14 protein-coding genes are annotated in these 19,700 nt (G+C 38.1%); 7 read left to right on the forward strand and 7 right to left on the reverse strand.

Annotation, left to right across the window (positions count from 1 at the left end):
- Positions 1 to 88: 88 nt before the first annotated feature.
- On the reverse strand, positions 89 to 349 hold the full coding sequence (locus O2S85_RS15660) for a type II toxin-antitoxin system RelE family toxin (RefSeq protein ID WP_269410234.1): 261 nt from the start codon (positions 347 to 349) through the stop codon (positions 89 to 91).
- The gene (locus O2S85_RS15665; protein WP_269410235.1) at positions 349 to 567 is read right to left on the reverse strand and encodes a hypothetical protein; all 219 of its coding nucleotides are present in this window, start codon (positions 565 to 567) and stop codon (positions 349 to 351) included. The genes O2S85_RS15660 and O2S85_RS15665 overlap by 1 nt, the downstream gene beginning before the upstream one ends.
- 484 nt (positions 568 to 1,051) lie before the next feature.
- On the opposite strand from O2S85_RS15665, the gene O2S85_RS15670 reads away from it, so the two are divergent.
- Entirely contained in the window at positions 1,052 to 1,876 is an 825-nt protein-coding gene (locus tag O2S85_RS15670; RefSeq protein WP_269410236.1) for a metallophosphoesterase, read from the forward strand.
- 121 nt (positions 1,877 to 1,997) lie between these two features.
- On the opposite strand, the gene O2S85_RS15675 is transcribed toward O2S85_RS15670, so the two are convergent.
- Entirely contained in the window at positions 1,998 to 3,362 is a 1,365-nt protein-coding gene (locus tag O2S85_RS15675) for an alkaline phosphatase (protein ID WP_439649410.1), read from the reverse strand.
- A gap of 759 nt (positions 3,363 to 4,121) precedes the next feature.
- Between O2S85_RS15675 and O2S85_RS15680 the strand changes: the two genes are divergently transcribed.
- Entirely contained in the window at positions 4,122 to 4,487 is a 366-nt protein-coding gene (locus O2S85_RS15680) for a hypothetical protein (RefSeq protein WP_269410238.1), read from the forward strand.
- Positions 4,488 to 4,967: 480 nt separating this feature from the next.
- On the opposite strand, the gene O2S85_RS15685 is transcribed toward O2S85_RS15680, so the two are convergent.
- The 3 genes from O2S85_RS15685 to O2S85_RS15695 all read right to left on the reverse strand — a co-directional run bounded on the left by O2S85_RS15685 (position 4,968) and on the right by O2S85_RS15695 (position 10,843).
- Positions 4,968 to 6,392 (reverse strand): YfcC family protein, encoded by a 1,425-nt coding sequence (locus O2S85_RS15685; RefSeq protein ID WP_269410239.1) that lies wholly within the window; start codon positions 6,390 to 6,392, stop codon positions 4,968 to 4,970.
- 125 nt (positions 6,393 to 6,517) lie between these two features.
- Positions 6,518 to 7,663: a M20 family metallopeptidase gene (locus O2S85_RS15690; protein WP_269412611.1), complete on the reverse strand. Its 1,146-nt coding sequence runs from the start codon at positions 7,661 to 7,663 to the stop codon at positions 6,518 to 6,520.
- Between the two features lie 393 nt (positions 7,664 to 8,056).
- Positions 8,057 to 10,843: an FIMAH domain-containing protein gene (locus tag O2S85_RS15695; protein ID WP_269410240.1), complete on the reverse strand. Its 2,787-nt coding sequence runs from the start codon at positions 10,841 to 10,843 to the stop codon at positions 8,057 to 8,059.
- Between the two features lie 346 nt (positions 10,844 to 11,189).
- Between O2S85_RS15695 and O2S85_RS15700 the strand changes: the two genes are divergently transcribed.
- From O2S85_RS15700 to argH, 5 genes are all read left to right on the forward strand, one after another.
- Entirely contained in the window at positions 11,190 to 12,350 is a 1,161-nt protein-coding gene (locus O2S85_RS15700) for an ROK family transcriptional regulator (RefSeq protein WP_269410241.1), read from the forward strand.
- A 16-nt stretch (positions 12,351 to 12,366) separates the two neighbouring features.
- The gene (locus O2S85_RS15705; RefSeq protein WP_269410242.1) at positions 12,367 to 13,449 is read left to right on the forward strand and encodes an extracellular solute-binding protein; all 1,083 of its coding nucleotides are present in this window, start codon (positions 12,367 to 12,369) and stop codon (positions 13,447 to 13,449) included.
- A gap of 100 nt (positions 13,450 to 13,549) precedes the next feature.
- Positions 13,550 to 14,647 (forward strand): ABC transporter ATP-binding protein, encoded by a 1,098-nt coding sequence (locus tag O2S85_RS15710; RefSeq protein WP_269410243.1) that lies wholly within the window; start codon positions 13,550 to 13,552, stop codon positions 14,645 to 14,647.
- 7 nt (positions 14,648 to 14,654) lie between these two features.
- Entirely contained in the window at positions 14,655 to 16,340 is a 1,686-nt protein-coding gene (locus tag O2S85_RS15715; RefSeq protein ID WP_269410244.1) for an ABC transporter permease, read from the forward strand.
- A gap of 193 nt (positions 16,341 to 16,533) precedes the next feature.
- Entirely contained in the window at positions 16,534 to 17,946 is a 1,413-nt protein-coding gene (argH, locus tag O2S85_RS15720; RefSeq protein WP_269410245.1) for an argininosuccinate lyase, read from the forward strand.
- A 211-nt stretch (positions 17,947 to 18,157) separates the two neighbouring features.
- On the opposite strand, the gene O2S85_RS15725 is transcribed toward argH, so the two are convergent.
- Positions 18,158 to 19,297: a M20 family metallopeptidase gene (locus O2S85_RS15725; RefSeq protein ID WP_269410246.1), complete on the reverse strand. Its 1,140-nt coding sequence runs from the start codon at positions 19,295 to 19,297 to the stop codon at positions 18,158 to 18,160.
- Between the last annotated feature and the right edge of the window lie 403 nt (positions 19,298 to 19,700).

The raw sequence follows: 19,700 nt of genomic DNA on the forward strand, positions 1-19,700 counted from the left end.
TCTTTTTTATCAGACATCTTTTTCATGGGGGATTAACCTGTGGGTCAGTTTAGGATAAGTACCTTTTTAAGATATACACACTTTCTTCTTACAAATTTCTATAAATTTGTCCTCTATTTCCTATTCTTACTACATAAACAATTAGTTCATCATCAAAGATTTCATAAATAATCCTTATATCTCCTAACCGTTTGCGATATAAGTTGTAATTCGTTAATTTTTTGATGTTAGATGCCTGCAGTGGGCTTTCTGCGATTTCTAACAATGCATTGGTCACTCTCTTTTTATTCTTTGGATCTAACTTTTTTACAAACCTGGAGGCATCTCTACTTAATTCTAATCGAAACATTAGTCAGATTCCTCCAATTCCTTTAATAATGTATCAAGTGAAACAGTCCTTCCCTCCTCAAATTCCTTCCTAGCGCGCCTTATGTCCGCTATCTCCTCATCCGTTAGCGGCTCGTCATCTTCCGGTATCATTTCTCGGATAAGCTTCTCAAATTCACTTAATTTTTCTTCCGGAACGGTCTCAATAAACCTTTTGATTACCTCTCTTTTCATCGCCATTTTTATCACTCCTTGCAGTTATTATAGCACCTTTTATGAATATTTTCCCTCACTAAATACCGAACATCGGAAAAGCCTTCAGTTATTTCCTAAGTTTGGCTACAAAAATCTCCGAATACAGTCATAGCAAGGATTTTGGACTTTAACCCAAATATTGCAGTCCCAAATTGCGTTTTTGGTCATTTTAGAAACTGGTGTAACAGGCTTTATAAAGTTTTTTCGTTTGGGACTACAAACCTTTATTGATACAGCAAAAACACTGTCATATCAGTAAAGAAAATGTCACCACCAAACTCGGTTATTTACAAAACTTAATAAATTGCCGTCACTACATTAACTACAATCGAGTTATCCAACTCTTTAGTAACTATCAAATTGACAACTCATTTCTCGTACATGAGCCACAAGAAAGGTCCTGTTCCTTTTTTCCTTGAAGTGCTACACTTAAGATATGTCTAACGACGTCTTTTCAAGGAGGGCTTTCATGAAGAAGATGAGCTTTGCCATCGCGGCGTTCATAGCGTTTGTTATTGCATGCTGCGCTAAGATTTATCAGGAAACACATTATTTCAAACTTAAGCGGGTTACATTTAACAGCAGTAAACTTCCAGCGGGATCCAGCTTTACGATTTTGCAAATGGCCGACCTGCATAACCACAATTTTGGATCCAACAATGAAACATTGATCCATACCATAAAATCATCCAATGCTGACATTATTGTGTTGACCGGCGACGTGATTGATAGAACAACGAAAAATTTAAAATATGTTTTTTCGTTAATCGATGAGCTGACCGCAATCAATCAGAATGTTTTCTTTGTATCCGGTAACCATGAGTGGGCAAATGCACTTTCGGAAGAGTTTTTCAATGGTCTGCACGAACGTGGCGTTATTATCCTGGATAATCAGAACACGCAAATCACAAAGGATATGATGACCCTTCATATAGCTGGCGTCGGTGATGCTTCAACAGAACATGAAGATCTCCATCAAGCCTTTCATCAAATTGGCGATGATTACTATACCATTTTGCTGTCTCATTCACCCGACATTACCGAAACTTATTATGCTATACCGGCCGATCTGATTTTGAGCGGGCATACGCATGGGGGACAGGTTCGTTTTCCTTTTATCGGGGCATTGGTGGCACCAGGTCAGGGATTTTTCCCGAAACGTACGAAAGGAACATACACAATTGAGCCGAATCGGTATCTGTATATTGACAGCGGGCTTGGCACGACCAGACTGCCAGTGCGATTTTTAAACCAAAGTCAGTTGAGTTTAATTACGATCGTTGGAAGTAAATGAGGGATATGAAAGAAAAGTAAACATTAGGAAAACAATGGGGACAAAGCATTTCTGGCCTTTTCCAAATAATAACTTTTTAAAAAGGACCTGCATCCTGAATCGATGCAAGTCCATATTTCCCTTATCTCACAAATGTAAAGACTTCATTAGCAATATCTGTGTTCTCAATCAAACCGGAAAAACGCTCACTATGTGGTCCATATGCGTAGACTGGTACATCAACACCAGTATGTCCGCCTGTTGTAAATCCAATGCCCGCTCGTTCATTAAATACATCTGAAATGGCTTGGTGCAGTGTATCAACGTCTTCCGTAGCAGCAGCTTTTTTCACATCTGTTAATTCCGTATCAGTTAAGTCAAATGTTACATATTTATTGAGAATATATTCAACCGATGCTCCATCAATTATTTGTTCAGCCATATACTCCGGGGTACGTTTTGCTGCTTTAATTGCCTCCGTATCAAAATTATAGTCCCCGTCGCGCCCTATCGATAAACCACCTGTCGAGTGATCTGCTGTCATGATGACTTGGGTATCACCATGCTCCTTTGCGTATGCAATGGCAGCTTGAAACGCTTTTGCGAAATCATCCATTTCACTCATAACACTCACCGCATCATTATCATGTCCGCCCCAGTCGATCTGACTACCTTCAACCATTAGGAAAAAGCCATCCTCATTCTTGTTTAATTGCTTTAGTGCTGCATTTGTCATTTCAGCCAGCGAAGGCGTGGACGGTTCACGATCAATCGCCTTCTTCATTCCTACTTGGGCGAATAAACCTAGTAATCTTGCATTCTTGTTATTATTCATATCTTCAGCGGTGGTAACGTAATGGTAACCATCGTTTTTAAACTCGTTAATTAAATTGCGGTCGTCTCGATCAAAGTTATCTACCCCACCGCCAAGCATAACATCTATCTTATGTTTCCCATCGATCATCTCATCATAATAATCATCTGCAATTTCATCATAATTATCTCGTGATTCGTTATGTGCACCAAAGGCTCCAGGTGTAGCATGGGTAATCTGTGATGTCGATACCAATCCTGTAGATTTTCCATTCTTTTTCGCTGCCTCTAATACGGTTTCCACTGGTTGTTCATTCTTATCAACGGAAATAGCACCATTATATGTTTTGATTCCTGCTGCCATAGCGGTTGCGGCCGCAGCTGAGTCGGTTACATTTTCGTCCTTATCATTGGAGTATGTTTTAGCCATCCCTGTTAAATACTGATCAAAAACGGTTTCTTCCATTTGTTGAGTGGAAGGATTATCTTTCATGTAACGGTATGCTGTTGTATAAGATGGTCCCATTCCGTCTCCAATTAATACAATTACATTTTTAACTTTTTCATTGTCTGGTGATGTATCGTCTGCTTTACTACTAACTGCATCTGAAGTTAACCCGCTTATTCCGATTATTCCGCCGACAGCAAGGATACAAATAACAATAACTACCCATACTTTATTTCGCATGAACATCCTCCTTCGAACTTATAATTGTAATTCTATTATAAGTTATGATTCTATTAATGGAAATAGTAGGTAAGTTGCAATTTTTTGATTTTTCTTGTTGATTTTTGGGGCATTAAGGCTGGGTAAAAATGAACACACTTTGTCGAACGGACTTTAACTAAGGAACAATATTTATGAACGATTGATAAGCATTCTCTATTATACTCATCTCAACGAGGCTTTTCTCTAAATTCCCTATCCTCTTACCTATGCTTTATTTTTTGAAATGCATATGTAACTGTGCAAGGATCGACAGGGAATTTCGTTAGCACCATTTGCCGATAGAAAGACTAGTAAGAAAGATATTAGAATAACAAGCAGCAGACAAGATCGTTATAGGAGGAGGACGGACGCTACTTAAAAAAATCAGGACAATCAATCAAATCCTAACGAAGGGTGGGGATATCTATCAAAACAATTGATATGATTTTAAACGATTTTTTTGCAAGAACAGCATAATCGATTAAAAGAAAAAACATACCGCGATTATGAAGACGTGATCGACTTGTTCCGGGATTATCTCAATATGTATGCTCAAATTACTTAAGTGAAGATGAACTGAAGCAGTGGAAAACACAATTTAAGAAAGACGAAGATAGCTATCCGGATGTTCGGTCCTGAACGAGTGAAAGATACGCTGATTGAGGAATTCCTGAACTATTTCATGATTCGTAAAGTCATGAGTGGAGAGTCATTTATGAAAGTAGCGATACGGGTCATGAAGAATTGAATAAGTGGCTCTTTGAAAATAATTACATCGATCAGGATGAATATGCTAATTTAAAAGATTACTTCGGCGAATCTAATGATCTTCCCACTGTCGAAAAGCTGGCTGACCTGATTTTCGACTATTCAAGAGGTACAACGAATCAACCGTTTGAAGACATACTGGAAGGCTACTTCACCGTTATCGACACCGAGCCGGGCAAGCTCTGGGTGAAAGATACAGTTAGCGGTGAGACGGATATAGGGCCGATTCAGGTATCCAAACAAATATCAGAAATGTGCAAGAAAGGATGGGATATCAATTTTATCATCGGCTTGTCCCAAGGAAAATGGTATATAGTAGAGAGTGGCAACGTGTATCGTTGACGAAGGAGCACTGAGGACAGGATTGCCATGATAAGGGTTTTGGTTCGCTTTTTAACCCTTCCAGGTAACCTTCATCTGCTGTACGCACACCTGCAGGATTGATAATGACCCCTTTCTATCTATGCTGCTGATTTCATTCGGCATGCTTATTGCCTCTATCATATCCGACAAGAATAAAAAGTGAACCCCCATGTGCATTGGTGGGCCTTGAGGGATTACTTTTACCTTTTCCTAACCCCTCCTGCTGGGGTTTGATCTTATTGTAGCTACACCATGTTTGAAGCATGGTGCAGTTTTATTATAGTATATGGTTTTCTAACAAGATAGTACCAAAAATTTGAATTTTGTACACTTGATGCTTATTCAGGATTTTTAATCACGGATTCCTGTGTGTAGGAATGAGTATCTTTATAGTCTTGTGATAATCAAAATGTTTTTCTTTACTCCTTGAATTTTCAACCAAATCAAAATTTACTTCTCTCACCATACAAACAAATGCGCAATCGTTACTAATATAGCACCAACGATATAATGAATGACAATTAGGGGCCAAAACCATTTAACCCATTTGATCCAAGGAATTTTAGCAATGGCCAATGAAGCCATCAAAACGCCGGCGGTTGGGGTAATAGCATTGGATATGCCGTCACCCAATTGGAAAGCGAAGACAGCTGTTTGCCGACTAACTCCCGTCAAATCAGCTAGCGGGGTCATAATAGGCATGGTTAAGGCTGCTTGTCCACTTCCGGATGGAACAATAAAATTTAATAAACTTTGCGTAATATACATTCCCATTGCCGAAAAAGACGTTGGTAATTGGCCAACCAAGCTGGAAACAAAAAACAGAATCGAGTCGATGGTATTACTGTCCTGTAATACCACAAGAATCCCATAAGCCAGCCCAACTACTAACCCCCCAACAATCAGCTCCTTACTACCATTAACAAATGCCTCAGCAATTTGGTTCACCTTTAACTTCCCTATAAAACCAACGATAACTCCCATAAGTAAAAACAAACCGGCAATCTCCATGATATACCAATCAAAAAATGTCACACCAATCGCAAGACCTATAATGGTTAAAATAAGCATTCCAATAATAAGAGACTGTCTTAAATTTAGTGTTTGAGCTTGGTCTTGGACGGAATGCTCAATATTTCGTTGCTGATCCACCTGGTACATCATACTTATCTCCGGACGTTTCCTTACTTTATTCGCATAAATCATAACGTAGGCAATACTAACGGATACAAAAATAAACCAAACAACAAACCGAAAGCCCATTCCAGAAAAAAGTGGCAGTTCAGCTATTCCCTGTGCCACACCTACTGTAAAAGGATTCATAAATGCTGCAGTAAAACCGGCACATGATCCAACAATTACCATCCCAGCACCGACAAGGGAATCAAAGCCAATTTTAATAGCTAAAGGCACCAAAATTAAAATAAATGGGATGGTTTCCTCCGACATCCCGAATGATCCACCTCCTAAAGCGAATAAAACCATCACCACCGGAATCAAATAAATCTCTTTCCCAGCCATTTTAGCGGAAACACTTGCAAGCCCTGCTTCAATTGCTTTGGTAGCATTGAGAATGCCAAAGGAACCACCTACTATGAAAATGAAAAAGATAATCTCGGCACTTTCAACCATTCCTTTATGCACCGCTTGAAAGATGCCAAAAAAAACAACTGGATTTGTTTTAACCGTATGGTAAGTGCCGTCAACTACAACCGTTTCTCCAGCATCATTTAATTCACGTTCGTACTCTCCAGAAGGAATGAAGTAGGTTAACACCACTGTAATGATAATTAAAGCAAATAAAATCACGAAAACATGGGGAAATTCAAATTTCTTTTTCGGTTTATTTGTTTTTTTCTCCTTTAAAACCGATACCTCACTCACCTTACCCTCTCCTTATAAACAAAAATTTCTTACAATATTTTCAAAATAAAACAGGCAGTGATCACTGCAAAAACCTCCTTTTCAAGCAGATATATCACTGTCTGTTCAGGTAAAAAAGTTTGGATTTATTTACTGTTCTCAAATTCCGTTTTGATAGCCTTCAACAATTCTTGATCAGTTATCACGTCATATCCAGTTTTTGCCAAAGATAATACTCCTTCAGAAATAGCTGCCTCCCCATCTTTTGTAACTGTCTTGTCCGCAAACGCTTTGGTATGAAATACAAGACCGGGTTCATTCAACCCTACATATGGATGAATCGATGGAACAACTTGGCTTACATTTCCCATATCCGCAGATCCTGATGGTTTTACTGCAGCATAAACCGGTTGTTGGCTGTATGTTTTTTGGTTTTTGGTAAATGTGTCAGATAACGCCTTGTTTGTGATCATATTGTCATAGCTTAATTCGTAATTAGAAATTTCTACGGATGCACCTGTCATTGCTGCAGCTCCATGCGCGATATTTTTTACCTTTTTGACAACATCGTCCAATACTTTACGCTCATTCGCCCGGACATAGAACTGTGCAACAGCTTTGTCGGGGACAATGTTTGCCGCTTGACCACCCTCGGAAATAATGCCGTGAATTCGAATATCCGATGGTACATGTTCTCGAAGCGCATTAATCCCGTTAAACAGTTGAATAATGCCATCCAAAGCATTAATACCTTCCTCAGGCGATGCCGCTGCATGGGATGCCTTCCCGGTAAAGGAAAATTGAATAGCATCCATGGCAAGCGATGGGCCACTCTCAGAAGAAACGTCGGCAGGGTGCACCATCATGGCTACATCAACACCATTGAATGTTCCCTGTTCACTCATCGGTACTTTCGCGCCACTCGTTTCCTCCGCTGGTGTTCCAAAAACGACCACCTTTCCACCTATTTCTTCTACTTGTTTACGAAGAATAATACCAGCCCCAACTGCCATTGTTGCAATTAAATTATGTCCACATCCATGACCGATCCCCGGCAATGCATCATATTCTGCCAGGTAAGCAACCGTTGGACCGGGCTTCCCGCCAGTAAACTCCGCCTTAAAAGCTGTCGGCCTGTCTACTATCCCTGTTTCTACTTCAAATTCATACGAACGAAGATAATCAACCAATAATTTCATTGATTCATATTCTTCGTCCCCAAGCTCTGGATTGTCATAAAGTTGGTGACTTATGTTTACAAGCTCTTTTTTTATACTTTCGAAATTCTCCATAAGTGTCACAATGATGCCTCCAATTCTGAATAATGTATTTTGGAATTATACCATGATTTGACAAAATTTACGATGGAATTTTCGGTTTTTTTGGTTATTATATCATTTTTTTTGGCAAATATATCGGACCGGGTCGATTAGAATGTGCCGCTGAATTGCTTGATATGTTTGTAGGATGAACTTTAGATGGCTTAGATTCAGAAGCTAAAGTAGTGTTTAGGTGGCTAAAAAAGCCTACATTTCTTCTCTAATAGTGCTAAAACAAGATAGCTGACTTATTACCATGCCATGTTTTTTCATTTCCATTTTGTGCCCTCAATATTGGTTTTTGGATCGTCTTTTATGCATTTTGATAATAAATCCCCTCCCCTGTATACAAGGGAGGGAATCATTTTACTGCCACTTTTTAATCAAAGAATCTGCATCCTTATTTAATTCATTATAAGTCTTTTCGGAAATGGAATCGTTCTCTAGCAGTTGATGAATTAATTGTTTAAAGCTAGTCATATGTTTAACAACCTTCTCACCTTGTTCCTTATTCTCATAATGGCTAACAGCAGTCAAATGAGTTGTTAACAAACGAACATCATTCTCATCATCAAATTCTCCCTCATTAGCCAGACGCTCTATCAATGTTTTTATTTCAGATGCACTAATTTCTTTGGCATCCTTTTCTACGCCGTAACTTAATAAATTTGCGAAAATTCGGTATCCACCCGGTATTTGATTAGCGATTTGACGGTAGAAAACTAAACTTGTATATAGATAGGTTCCATCCCCATAATCTGCCATTAAAATACCACCATCAAACGGATCTTCTCCCGGATCTGCCATACTCACAAACGTTTCATATCGATCATCCCAGTTCATAGGGAAATACAATCCTCTTTCTTGTACCCAGCCATCCCAGTCATTCTCTGTGATTTTATTTGGATAGTTAAATAATTTATGATCCGGCTGTGTCATGGTAACATCTGAATCCTCATCAGTAACCCGCCATTCAATCGATGGATTACCTATTTCCAATGGATATGGTGGAGTTTCATTTGTATCCCAATTATCCCCCGGTTTATGATACTGAGCGACCACATGTCCACCATTTTTAGCATACTCAAGTAAGCGTTTATTATTTTCTATTAAGTCTGGACGTGATAAATTCGCTCTAATTCCAGTTACAATTGTATCGTACTGACTTAAATCACCTGATTGTAAATCTGTTTCACTTAATTTCGTTACATCAAAACCCACATCAAGTAAATAATCAGCTACCTCATCAAAACCACTGTCAATATAACCGATTTTTAGTGAATCTGGTTTCAATAATTCAAAAGCTGAAACATTTACTGTAGCCGGGTACTGGAAATAAGCGTCGTTAATGTGATCATAGCTTATTTCCTGAACAGATGTATCATATTTTTCATTATCAGACTTAGCAATTGCACCTATTGAAAAGTCACCTTCCTCTATATTCTTAGGAGGGGTAATTTTAAATTCTGCTATTTGCTCATCTAATCGATTTTTGAGATTCATGTCTACTTTTTCTGGAGTACTTGTCCACCCTTCAGGTAAATCCAACTTAACAGAGCCACTTTTTTCCCCTTTAGCGTAATTCTTTACCTTTATATTAACATTGTACTCATTCTTTACATCTGCAGTATTTAACACTATATCTCCCGGATCTGTAGCAATCGCAATCTTCGGCAATACAGCAAATGTCTCATCTAATTCCTGAATATTTGTTGTTTTAGCACCTTTTTCTTTAAATGTTATACTCGATTTGACAGATGATTCACCATAAGGCTGATAGTATGTCGCATCTTCAGGTACATCAACAGTAAATGTTACGTCCTTAGATTCATTTGGCTCCAATTTTTTAATATTAGATTTGCTATTATCAACTGTCCAACCTTTTGGTGTAAGCAGCGTAGTATCAATATGATGTATTGCCTTTTTACCGTTATTAGTAATTGTCATCTCAACTTTAGTGCTTTCACCCCGGGTTACTTCTTCTGAATCAAGCGTCGTATTTACATCCAGTCCGGACGCTACCAAACTAACCTCTTGTAGCTGCTCTTCCTTTAATTTTAGTTTATGAAGTAAATCATTCATTGCGGAAGGATCGGTATCTCTTTTTTCAACTTTGTCAATTAGTTTTCGTACATTTTTTAATGCATCTTGAGAGTTTGGTAATATCGCTTCACGATCGGGATATAAATCAATAATTTCATCTAATTCTTGTTGTAAATTCTCTAAACCTGAACGAATACTATTGTCAGAGATAACTGTTGCCCAATCATTAAAATCATATGGAATATTGTCAAAAATACCATCATCCTCTTTATTTTGAGGATAAATTGATTTAACTAATTCCAAATGAAACTGTTTTGGTTCAACAGGTACGTCTATGCCCATACCCTGACTCTTATGCATATATCTAGATTTTTGTCCAAGTTGGGGATACGACATTTCATAAATGGGATCATAGTCGCCAATTTCCACGGATGTTGTTGATGTATCTTCAGATTCAGCTGGCAAATAGAATTTCTTCACTTGCCAAGGCGATAACCCCTCGTCTTCAATTTGCTCGGGAAAAACATTTGGATCAGCTGCATCTTCAAATGCACGCTGACTCAATATTGCCATTGTTCTATGGTGCCCGTGCTGACTTGGTACATTTCTAAAAGCAGGCATTACTACATCCGGCTGATAACTTCTTATAAAACGGATGAGACGTTCATATGTTAATTCCTCGCCCCATTTTTCCAATGTCTCTTCAGGTGATTTCGAAAACCCAAAGTCATAAATAGGATCTGAAGTAGTTTCACTCAAATGATATGCTTTAACGCCGGTAATCTTGGCGGCTTCAATCATTTCATTGGATCGAATAATCCCAAGTGCGGTACCAAGTTCATTCCCTATTTCGTTTTGACCACCTTCTCCTCTATTTGCGATAAGGCTGGCGGTTTTAACACCTAATCCTCTTGATAAATAGGCAAGCAAATCGCTACGCTCATCGTCGGGGTGTGCACCGGTGTTTAAAAAAGTTGCTGTAGTATGAAGTGGATTTACTACATTCCACAATTCGACATCCGGATCATCCTTTTCCTTTGCTAATCCCTGAAATGGCAGTAAGGCAATTATCAACAGTAGTGATAAAAGAAAGGAAAAATATTTCTTCACTGTGTAACCCCTTTCATTTTTTAGGTTTATGCTGCCTTTAAAAGCGGATACCTCCTTATCTTCAGTTTTGGTTAGTAATCGTTACTTACTAACTATGTCTGGCAACATATAGTATTATCAACTTATCATTATGTTAGAATAATGTAAATAGAACAAAAATACTATTTAATCAATCTCTCTCATAAACAGCTTATCTATTGCGTAAACATAGAAGTAAGCCTTTACATTTTATTGGTCGCTCATGTATAATAATTTTAAACAATCAAATTAGTAAGTTAAGTTTACTAACTTCCATATAGTTAATCAAAGAACATTAGCATAGAATTTTATTTAAGGGGTCTATTTCATGCAAAAGGGAAATGCAGCTTACATAAAAGCAATCAATAAAAAACTTGTTCTACAGTGTATTAAAGAAGGAGACGCTATAACCCGTGCTGACATATCCAAAAGGCTTTCACTTAGTAAACCAACTGTATCAACAATCGTCAACCAATTGCTGGAAAGCAATTTGATATACGAATCTGGTAATGGTCAAGCTACGAGTATGGGCGGAAGAAAGCCTGTTAACCTAATGTTCAACCCTAAACAATCATACATTATCGGTATTGATATCGGCGGTACAAATGTTACTTTAGGGATTACTGATCTGAATGGCGATGTTTGCGCCTATCGTGATTTTCCTACTCAACAACATCTAGGCGAACATCTATTTAAAGAAATAAAAAGAAACGTTGAATCAATGATAGATCAACTGCGAATCGAAGACAAAAAAATACTTGGGATCGGCGTTGGGACCCCTGGTATAACAAATGTGGCTGAGGGAATTGTTCTGGAAGCTCCAGCTTTGAAATGGAAAAGTTTTCCCATAAAAGACAAGATGAAAGAAATTTTTAACTTGCCAATTGAGGTAGATAACGATGTAAACATAAATGTATTAGGAGAGCATTGGAAAGGGATTGGCAAGGACAAATCCAATCTAATATATATTGCGATCGGAACGGGCATAGGAAGCGGTGTTATGATAAAGGGAAATTTATACCGTGGGAGCAATTACAGTGCTGGTGAAATTGGATATTTAGTAACTGATCGTGTTCGCGCAAAGGAGTTTCATCCCGTTTATGAGGGGTACGGATTTTTGGAAAGCATTGCAAGTGGTTCGTCAATAAGTAAGCAGTTATTAGAAAAAACCGGCAAGAATGTTACAGCTAAAGAGGCTTTTGCCCTTTACAACCAAGGTCATGAAGATGCGATAGAAATAATTAATCTAGCATTAGAAAATCTAGCTATTGGACTAGCTAACTATGTATCATTATTTGATCCAGAATTAATTATATTAGGGGGTGGTGTCAGTGGTTCATTTTCAATTATCCAAAAGCAGATTACAGACATCATGAAACGATATACACCAGGAGCATGTGAAATACAACAGACGACCTTTGGAAAAGAAGCAGGGGTTATTGGTGCAGTAGCATTATTTTTAAAAGAGCACGAAACATTACTAATTTAACGAGGGGGAAAAACTAGTGAAAAAAAGCACTTGGTTAATCTTATTATTGTTTGTAATCATTCTATCCGGATGCATGGCGGGCGGATCCGATGACAAAGAAACTTCTTCAACAGGTGGCGAGAATACTGATTTAGAAGAAAAAGTAGTTGTTTATTCGCCACATGGAACTGATATTTTGGGTGATTTCCAGGAACAATTTGAAAATGAGTATGGCATAAAAATGGAATTTCTAGACATGGGATCACAAGAGATATTAGATCGGGTCCGCTCCGAGGAAAACAATACACAAGCGGATATCTGGTGGGGGGCTCCACAAGTTAACTTTAACCAGGCAGCAGACGAAGGCCTCTTGCAAGAGTATCAACCATCCTATGCAGATTCTTTAGACGACTTGTACCACGACCCCAATTGGCTGTGGTCCGGAACATCGATCACACCACAAGTGATTCTATACAACACAAAAGAACTCTCAGAAGAAGAAGCCCCAAGTGATTGGGATGACCTTCTAGACCCAAAGTGGAAAGATGACATTATTATTAGGTACCCATTAGCTTCCGGTGGGATGCGTACCATTTTTTCTGGAATAATTTATGATACGTACAAAGATACCGAAGACCCAAAGGAAGGTTACGAATGGTTGAAAAAACTTGATAGCAATACAAAAGAATACTCTGCAAACCCTGAAATCATGTACAACCAAATCGCAAAAGGGGTTGGTACCGTATCAGTTTGGAATATGCCAGATACTGTACAATTAGCAGAAGAAAAAGGATACCCATTTGGTTATAAAATTCCAGAAAGTGGTACTCCAGTACTTACTGAAGGAATCGCAATTATAAAGGGTGCACCACATCCAAAGGCAGCGGAGGCATTTTATGAGTTCGTTAATACTCCGGAGGCTGCCAAGTTACTAGCAGAAGAATATTATCGTATCCCAACCCGTGACGATATTAAGGATCTCCCTGCCTGGATTGAGGAAACAGATATAAAACCAATGGATATGGATTGGGACTTAGTTGAAGAAAAATCAGATGAATGGATGGACTACTGGGATAATCACATCAAGAGTTCAGACAAAGATAAAAGTGACAAAGAATAGAATAATAAATCAATGTTCAGATGATTAATTTTAAAAGATGCTATATCACCCTGCTTAAGGGTGATAAGCTCTTTTTCCAGGAAAGCGAGGTTGTTGCTTCATGTCAACTGTTAATTTATCCAAAATCACAAAAAGATTTGGAGATGTGACAGCAGTTAAAGATTTAGATTTACTTATCAAAGAAGGCGAATTTTTTACCTTTTTGGGTCCAAGCGGATGCGGAAAAACCACAACATTAAGAATGATTGCTGGATTCTACTACCCTACCGAGGGAAAAGTGAAATTTAATGATAGAGATATGACCAGGGTTGCACCAGAAAAGAGGAATACAGGGATGGTTTTCCAAAACTATGCCTTATTTCCTCATATGACTGTATTTGAAAATATCGCATTCGGATTAAAGGTTCGAAAGGTTAATAAAACTGAAATAAAAGAAAAAGTTGGGGATGTACTAAAAAAAGTACGTTTAGATCAGTATATTGATCGTCAGGTTAGTCAATTAAGTGGTGGGCAGCAACAACGTGTAGCATTGGCACGTGCACTCGTAATTGAGCCAGATATTCTACTATTAGATGAACCACTAAGTAATTTAGATGCTAAATTGCGGGAAGAGATGCGAGCCGAGATTTTAAGATTACAGCGAGAATATGGTATCACAACAATCTATGTAACACATGATCAAGTAGAAGCGTTAACGATGAGTGATCGAATAGCTGTATTTAATATAGGAAAGTGTCATCAAGTCGGTACACCAACGGAAATTTACAACCAACCCGTAAATGATTTTGTTGCTGAATTTATAGGTGAAACGAATCTTTTTCCAGTAAATTTCAAGGAACACAAAGACGCGGAATCTGTATTCTACGCACCGGATATAAACCAATCCATTTTCGTTCACAATAATGAATTAAATACAGCCAGGTATACAGATGAAGATAAGCTCTTTATGTCCGTTCGCCCGGAAGCGATAAAAATTGATCCAAACCCAGTAGATGGCAATAATGTATGTACTGGTAACGTATCACTTGTTCAATTTACTGGAGAGGCTGTTCATACTTTTGTGCAAATAAATGATCAAGTTACCATCAAGACTACTAATTTAAATAAAGGTCCTAGTACATATCTCGATAAAGGAAGGGAAGTACATGTTCAATTTCCCGAAGACCAAATAAGAGTAATCCCAGGTGTAAAGGGGTGAGCTGAAGATGTTAACTGCAAACAAGCGAAAAACAATAATCTTATTGATTCCTATTGTATTGGTGCTAATTGGTTATGTACTATATCCTTCCATCGCAACACTGATTGAAAGCTTCAAGAAAAACGGTATTTTTTCATTAGCAAACTATCAGGATTTTTTTGGAGCCAAAGCTGCTGCGAACTTCGAGGCATTATGGAACTCTGTATATATCTCCTTATTATCTGTGTTCTTTAGTGCTTTAATCGGCGTGCCATTAGCATATATTTTTAACCGTTACGATTTCCCGGGGCGCCAATTTTTCTCTAACATTGCGATTATGCCCATTGTCCTCCCTTCACTAGTTGGAGTCATGGCCTTTATGTTCTTATACGGAGAAGCTGGTTTAGTGCCAAATGCTATTAAAGATTTATTTCATCTGTCAAAGGTGCCGTTTAGTATCGGTGGGATTTCGGGAATATTGCTAGTCCATGCATATACAATGTATCCCTATTTTTATATGACAACATCATCTGCTTTAAATAATATTGATCCATCATTAGAGGAAGCTGCGTATAACCTAGGATCCAATAAATTTAAAGTGTTTTGGAAAGTAACATTCCCACTGCTAACACCGGGATTAATTGCAGCGTCTTTATTGGTATTTATGGTATCCATGGCTTCCTTTAGTGCACCATTTCTATTAGCTGGGGGATTTAGAGTACTAAGCTTGCAAATATACTTTTCCAAAATCAATGGTGATTTGGAAATGGCCGCAACACAATCCATTATTTTGTCAGTTGTTTCCATTTCCTTCTTGTTGTTTATGCGATGGTATCAAAACAGAAAAGACTATCGGATGGCTAGTAAAGGTATAGGCGCCCATCGTAGTGAAGTGAACAATCCAATCTTAAAATGGACCATGGTAACGATTGGAATTATAGCAATGATCATTTTATTGCTCCCACATTTTATACTTCTTATGTTATCACTTGTACCAGAGGGGGCTTGGACTTGGCAAACATATCCGCAGGCTTTCAGTTTGGAAAACTATAAATTGTTATTTGACAACACGAATATCTGGGAGCCAGTAAGGAATAGTTTGATTATGACATGTCTTGCCTGTGCGGGTGTGTTTGTTTTTGGTATTATCACATCCTATGCACTTGTCAAGCGTAACTTTATCGGAAAAAATTTATTGGATATCCTGGTAATGATTCCATGGGCGCTTCCAGCTACGGTTGTTGGTATGAATCTTATATTAGCATTTAATAAACCTACACCATTCTCGTTTGGTCACATTCTTGTTGGTACATTTTGGATTCTGCCGTTAGCCTACTTTGTACGCTTTATTCCATTAGTTGTACGATCTACAAACGCTGTATTGGAACAAATGGATGATTCTTTAGAAGAAGCGGCACAGAATTTGGGGGCAAAGTGGTCTTATACATTCAGACGGGTTGTAATCCCAATCATTATGCCTGGTGTTCTAAGTGGGACATTGCTCGCTTTTGTGCAGGCAATTGGAGAATTTCCAACCTCTGTCTTGTTATACACATTGAGCAATCGACCAATATCTATTGAAATTATGAACCAGCTTCGTATGTTCAACATGGGACAAGCCGCTGCGTATGGAATGATTCAAGTCGGTTTAATAGCAATTGTCATGTATATCTCTTATAGATTCTTCGGGGTCAAATCAGAAAATACATTGTAGAGGATGTTCAAAAAGTCCGGTAAAAATGACACTCGTTGGCTTGCTTTTCCGCTCCTCATGTACCTTTTATGTACACTCCGGTGCTCAAAGCTACGCCGCCTAGAACTTCTCGGTCCTTTTTATCCTCCTTTTTGAACACGCTCTTATAGTATTGTAACAGCAACACAATTTTTAATATCGAGGTGCTTGATAAATGAGTTCGTTAAAGGAACAATTTGAAGCAGTAGATGGCAACACATTTCCAGGTAAAACATATGTTGATGAATTGTTAAAACCTGTATTTTATGATCAAAAAAAATACCTATTTGATGCCATGTTTATGATCCATAAAGCACATACCACCATGCTGGGAGAACAAGGTATTTTAACAAAGGAAGAAACAAGTAAAATATTATCAGGTATAGACGAAATCGAAAATCTTGATCGGCAAAGTATCACGTATTCAGTAGAATATGAAGACCTATTTTTCCTTATCGAGACTAAAATTGGCGATCGTATTGGTGATGAATTAGCAGGCAAAATGCACATAGCAAAAAGCAGAAATGATATGGGTGAAGCAATGTATCGAATTGTGTTACGGAATTATTTACACAATACAATCGAAAACGCTAAAAAATTAAGTCAAGCGATTCTTCATCAGGCCGAGAATCATGTGTATTCGGTGATGCCTGCCCACACACATACGCAGCCTGCGCAGCCAACCACATTTGGTCATTATTTAGTTGCTATTTACGATAATTTACAACGTGATGTTGACCGATTAAAGCATGCCTATCAAACTGTCAACCAATCTCCTATGGGGGCTGCGGCAATAACTACAACTGGATTCCCGATCAACCGGGAGCGAATGGTAGAATTGCTTGGATTCGATGGTTTGATAGAGAACTCTTATGATGCTATTGGTACTGGGGATTACTTAATCGAATCCGCACAAGCTCTGATCAGCCTAATGACAAATATCGGCCGCTGGATTCAAGAATTCTTACGTATGGCCTCAAAAGAAGTAGGGTTGATCAAGGTATCAGATGCCTATGTTCAAATCAGTAGTATTATGCCTCAAAAAAGAAACCCTGTATCGATCGAGCATTCTCGCTCAATTGCTAGCAGTGCGGCGGCTGAGGGAATGGCAGTGATTCATATGATACACAATACTCCTTATGGGGATATTAATGATACGGAAGATGATTTACAACCACATTTATATACTGGTTTTGAAAGAGCAAACCGTGTATTAAGGTTAATGCATGCGGTTATTTTAACAATGGATTTTGATATCGATCGCGCCTATCAGCAGGCCAGGGAAAATATGATAACCATCACGGAACTTGCCGATGTATTAGCACGTGACTATCAAATTTCATTTAGAAAGGCACATCAAAAAGCAAGTATTGTAGCAAAACAAGCCGATAAAGAAAATAAACAATTGTACCAAATAAGTCTGCATGAAATAAATGATTGGTTAAAGGATGTAGTATTAACAGCTAAAGATTGGCAAGAAATCGTTGACCCAATCTGTTTTGTAGAAAGAAGAAATATTACTGGTGGTGTAAACCCCGAAACGGTTAAAGACATGATTGAAAGGAGAAAGTATTTGTCTTATAAATAGGTGAAAAATGGTAAAGAACCTTTTCAAATATACAGAGTTAAGGATTGGTACGAAAAAATAATAACAGCCAGAGAAGCCACATAGCTACTGGTTCTCTGGCTGTTTTTAGTATGTCCGAAAGTTGTCGGGTATATCCACATTTTTAACTATCTTAAAAAAGATTTTAGGTTGTGGGGTGGCCACGGAATACTCCACCATTTTCTCTCATTTATTATGGTTTAGTACTTAATCTTTTTAAAACATTTGCAAATAACAATGTCCTTTCTTTTAGGCTATCTACTATTAAATATTCATCTTTACTGTGCTGTTTTCCTCCAACTGGACCTACCCCGTCAACTGTTGGCAAATTCATAGCCGCCGTAAATGAGGCATCAGAACCTCCTCCAGTAGCCGTATGTTTTATATCCAGGCCAAGCGCTTTACCCTCCTGTTGGATAATGCTGACCAACTGTTGAATTTCGTTGGTAAATTCCATTGGTGGCCTGTTTATTCCTCCAGTTAACTCTAATTTAGTCCCTTCCACATCTGTTTTACTACAAACCGATTTTATCTTTTCGTCAATCATACTTCCTTGGTCAGCAGTACTTATTCTGACATCAATATCTGCCTCTGCTTCCGGTGCAACTGTATTGACAGAGGTTCCTCCTTGAATCAGACCAACATTTACATTCAAGTTCTCTTGTGGATTGGATAGAGCCTGCAAAGAAATGACCTTATGAGCCAATTCTTCAATCGCACTAATCCCCTTTTCTGGCTCGATTCCTGAATGGGCAGCCTTGCCTTTTACCTTTAACTTATACGTTCCTACTCCCCTTCTGGAACTAACAATCGATCCATCCGCACGAGCGGGTTCTACCACAAGTGCCCATTTCTTTCCGCTGGTTGCATTCTCAATTAACCTACGGGATGATTTAGTGCCAATTTCTTCATCACTATTCAATATAATTTCTACATTTTTATAACCTGAAACATTCTTTTCGGTTAACGCTTTTAAAGTAAAATATACCATAACTTGACTAGCCTTCATGTCAATAACACCAGGACCATATGCCTTACCATCAGATATGGTAAAAGGTCTATCGTTAGCTGTTCCTTTTGGAAAAACGGTGTCCATATGGGCTACAATTAAAATTTCGGGATCTACAGCATCTTTATGTCGAATTACTAAATTGTTCCCTACGTTTTGTTCTTCTTTAACTGTCACTAAAAACCCTAGCTGCTCATACCTCTCTTTTAACATCTTGCCTACTTGATCGACACCGTTCTTATCATAAGATCCGCTATCTGTATTCACTAACTCCTCCAGCATCTCTAACATGTCATTAAAATGCTTCTCCACAAAATCTTTCATTATTATCCCTCCAAAATTATCTGTATTTCAAAATTAAATTTAATAGTTTGGTCTCAACTGTGACTCCTCCCAAGGTCATTTCGTCAATTTCATACCCGATACCAGCGTATTTTTCAAACTTTTAACATTTTACAAGATCCGGCAAAATTCTTTTTAAGACTATCACTTTTTATACCCTTGACTCATTATAACTAATTGTCTTAGTATTCGACAATTAGTTTATAAGGTTTAGTAACAATTTACGGGAACATCATCCGGCAAATAACAAAAAAACAAATTAGATTCAAGCAAAAATTCTTTTGTACCCATTACAACTGATAGCCACCTGAATGTTGAAATATATTGAAACCAAATATCGTCAGTTAAAGGATATACTTGACTTTGACCAATATCAACTGCTTTT

The organism is Lentibacillus daqui, assembly GCF_027186265.1.
In the GTDB taxonomy this organism is placed as follows: domain Bacteria; phylum Bacillota; class Bacilli; order Bacillales; family Amphibacillaceae; genus Lentibacillus_C; species Lentibacillus_C daqui.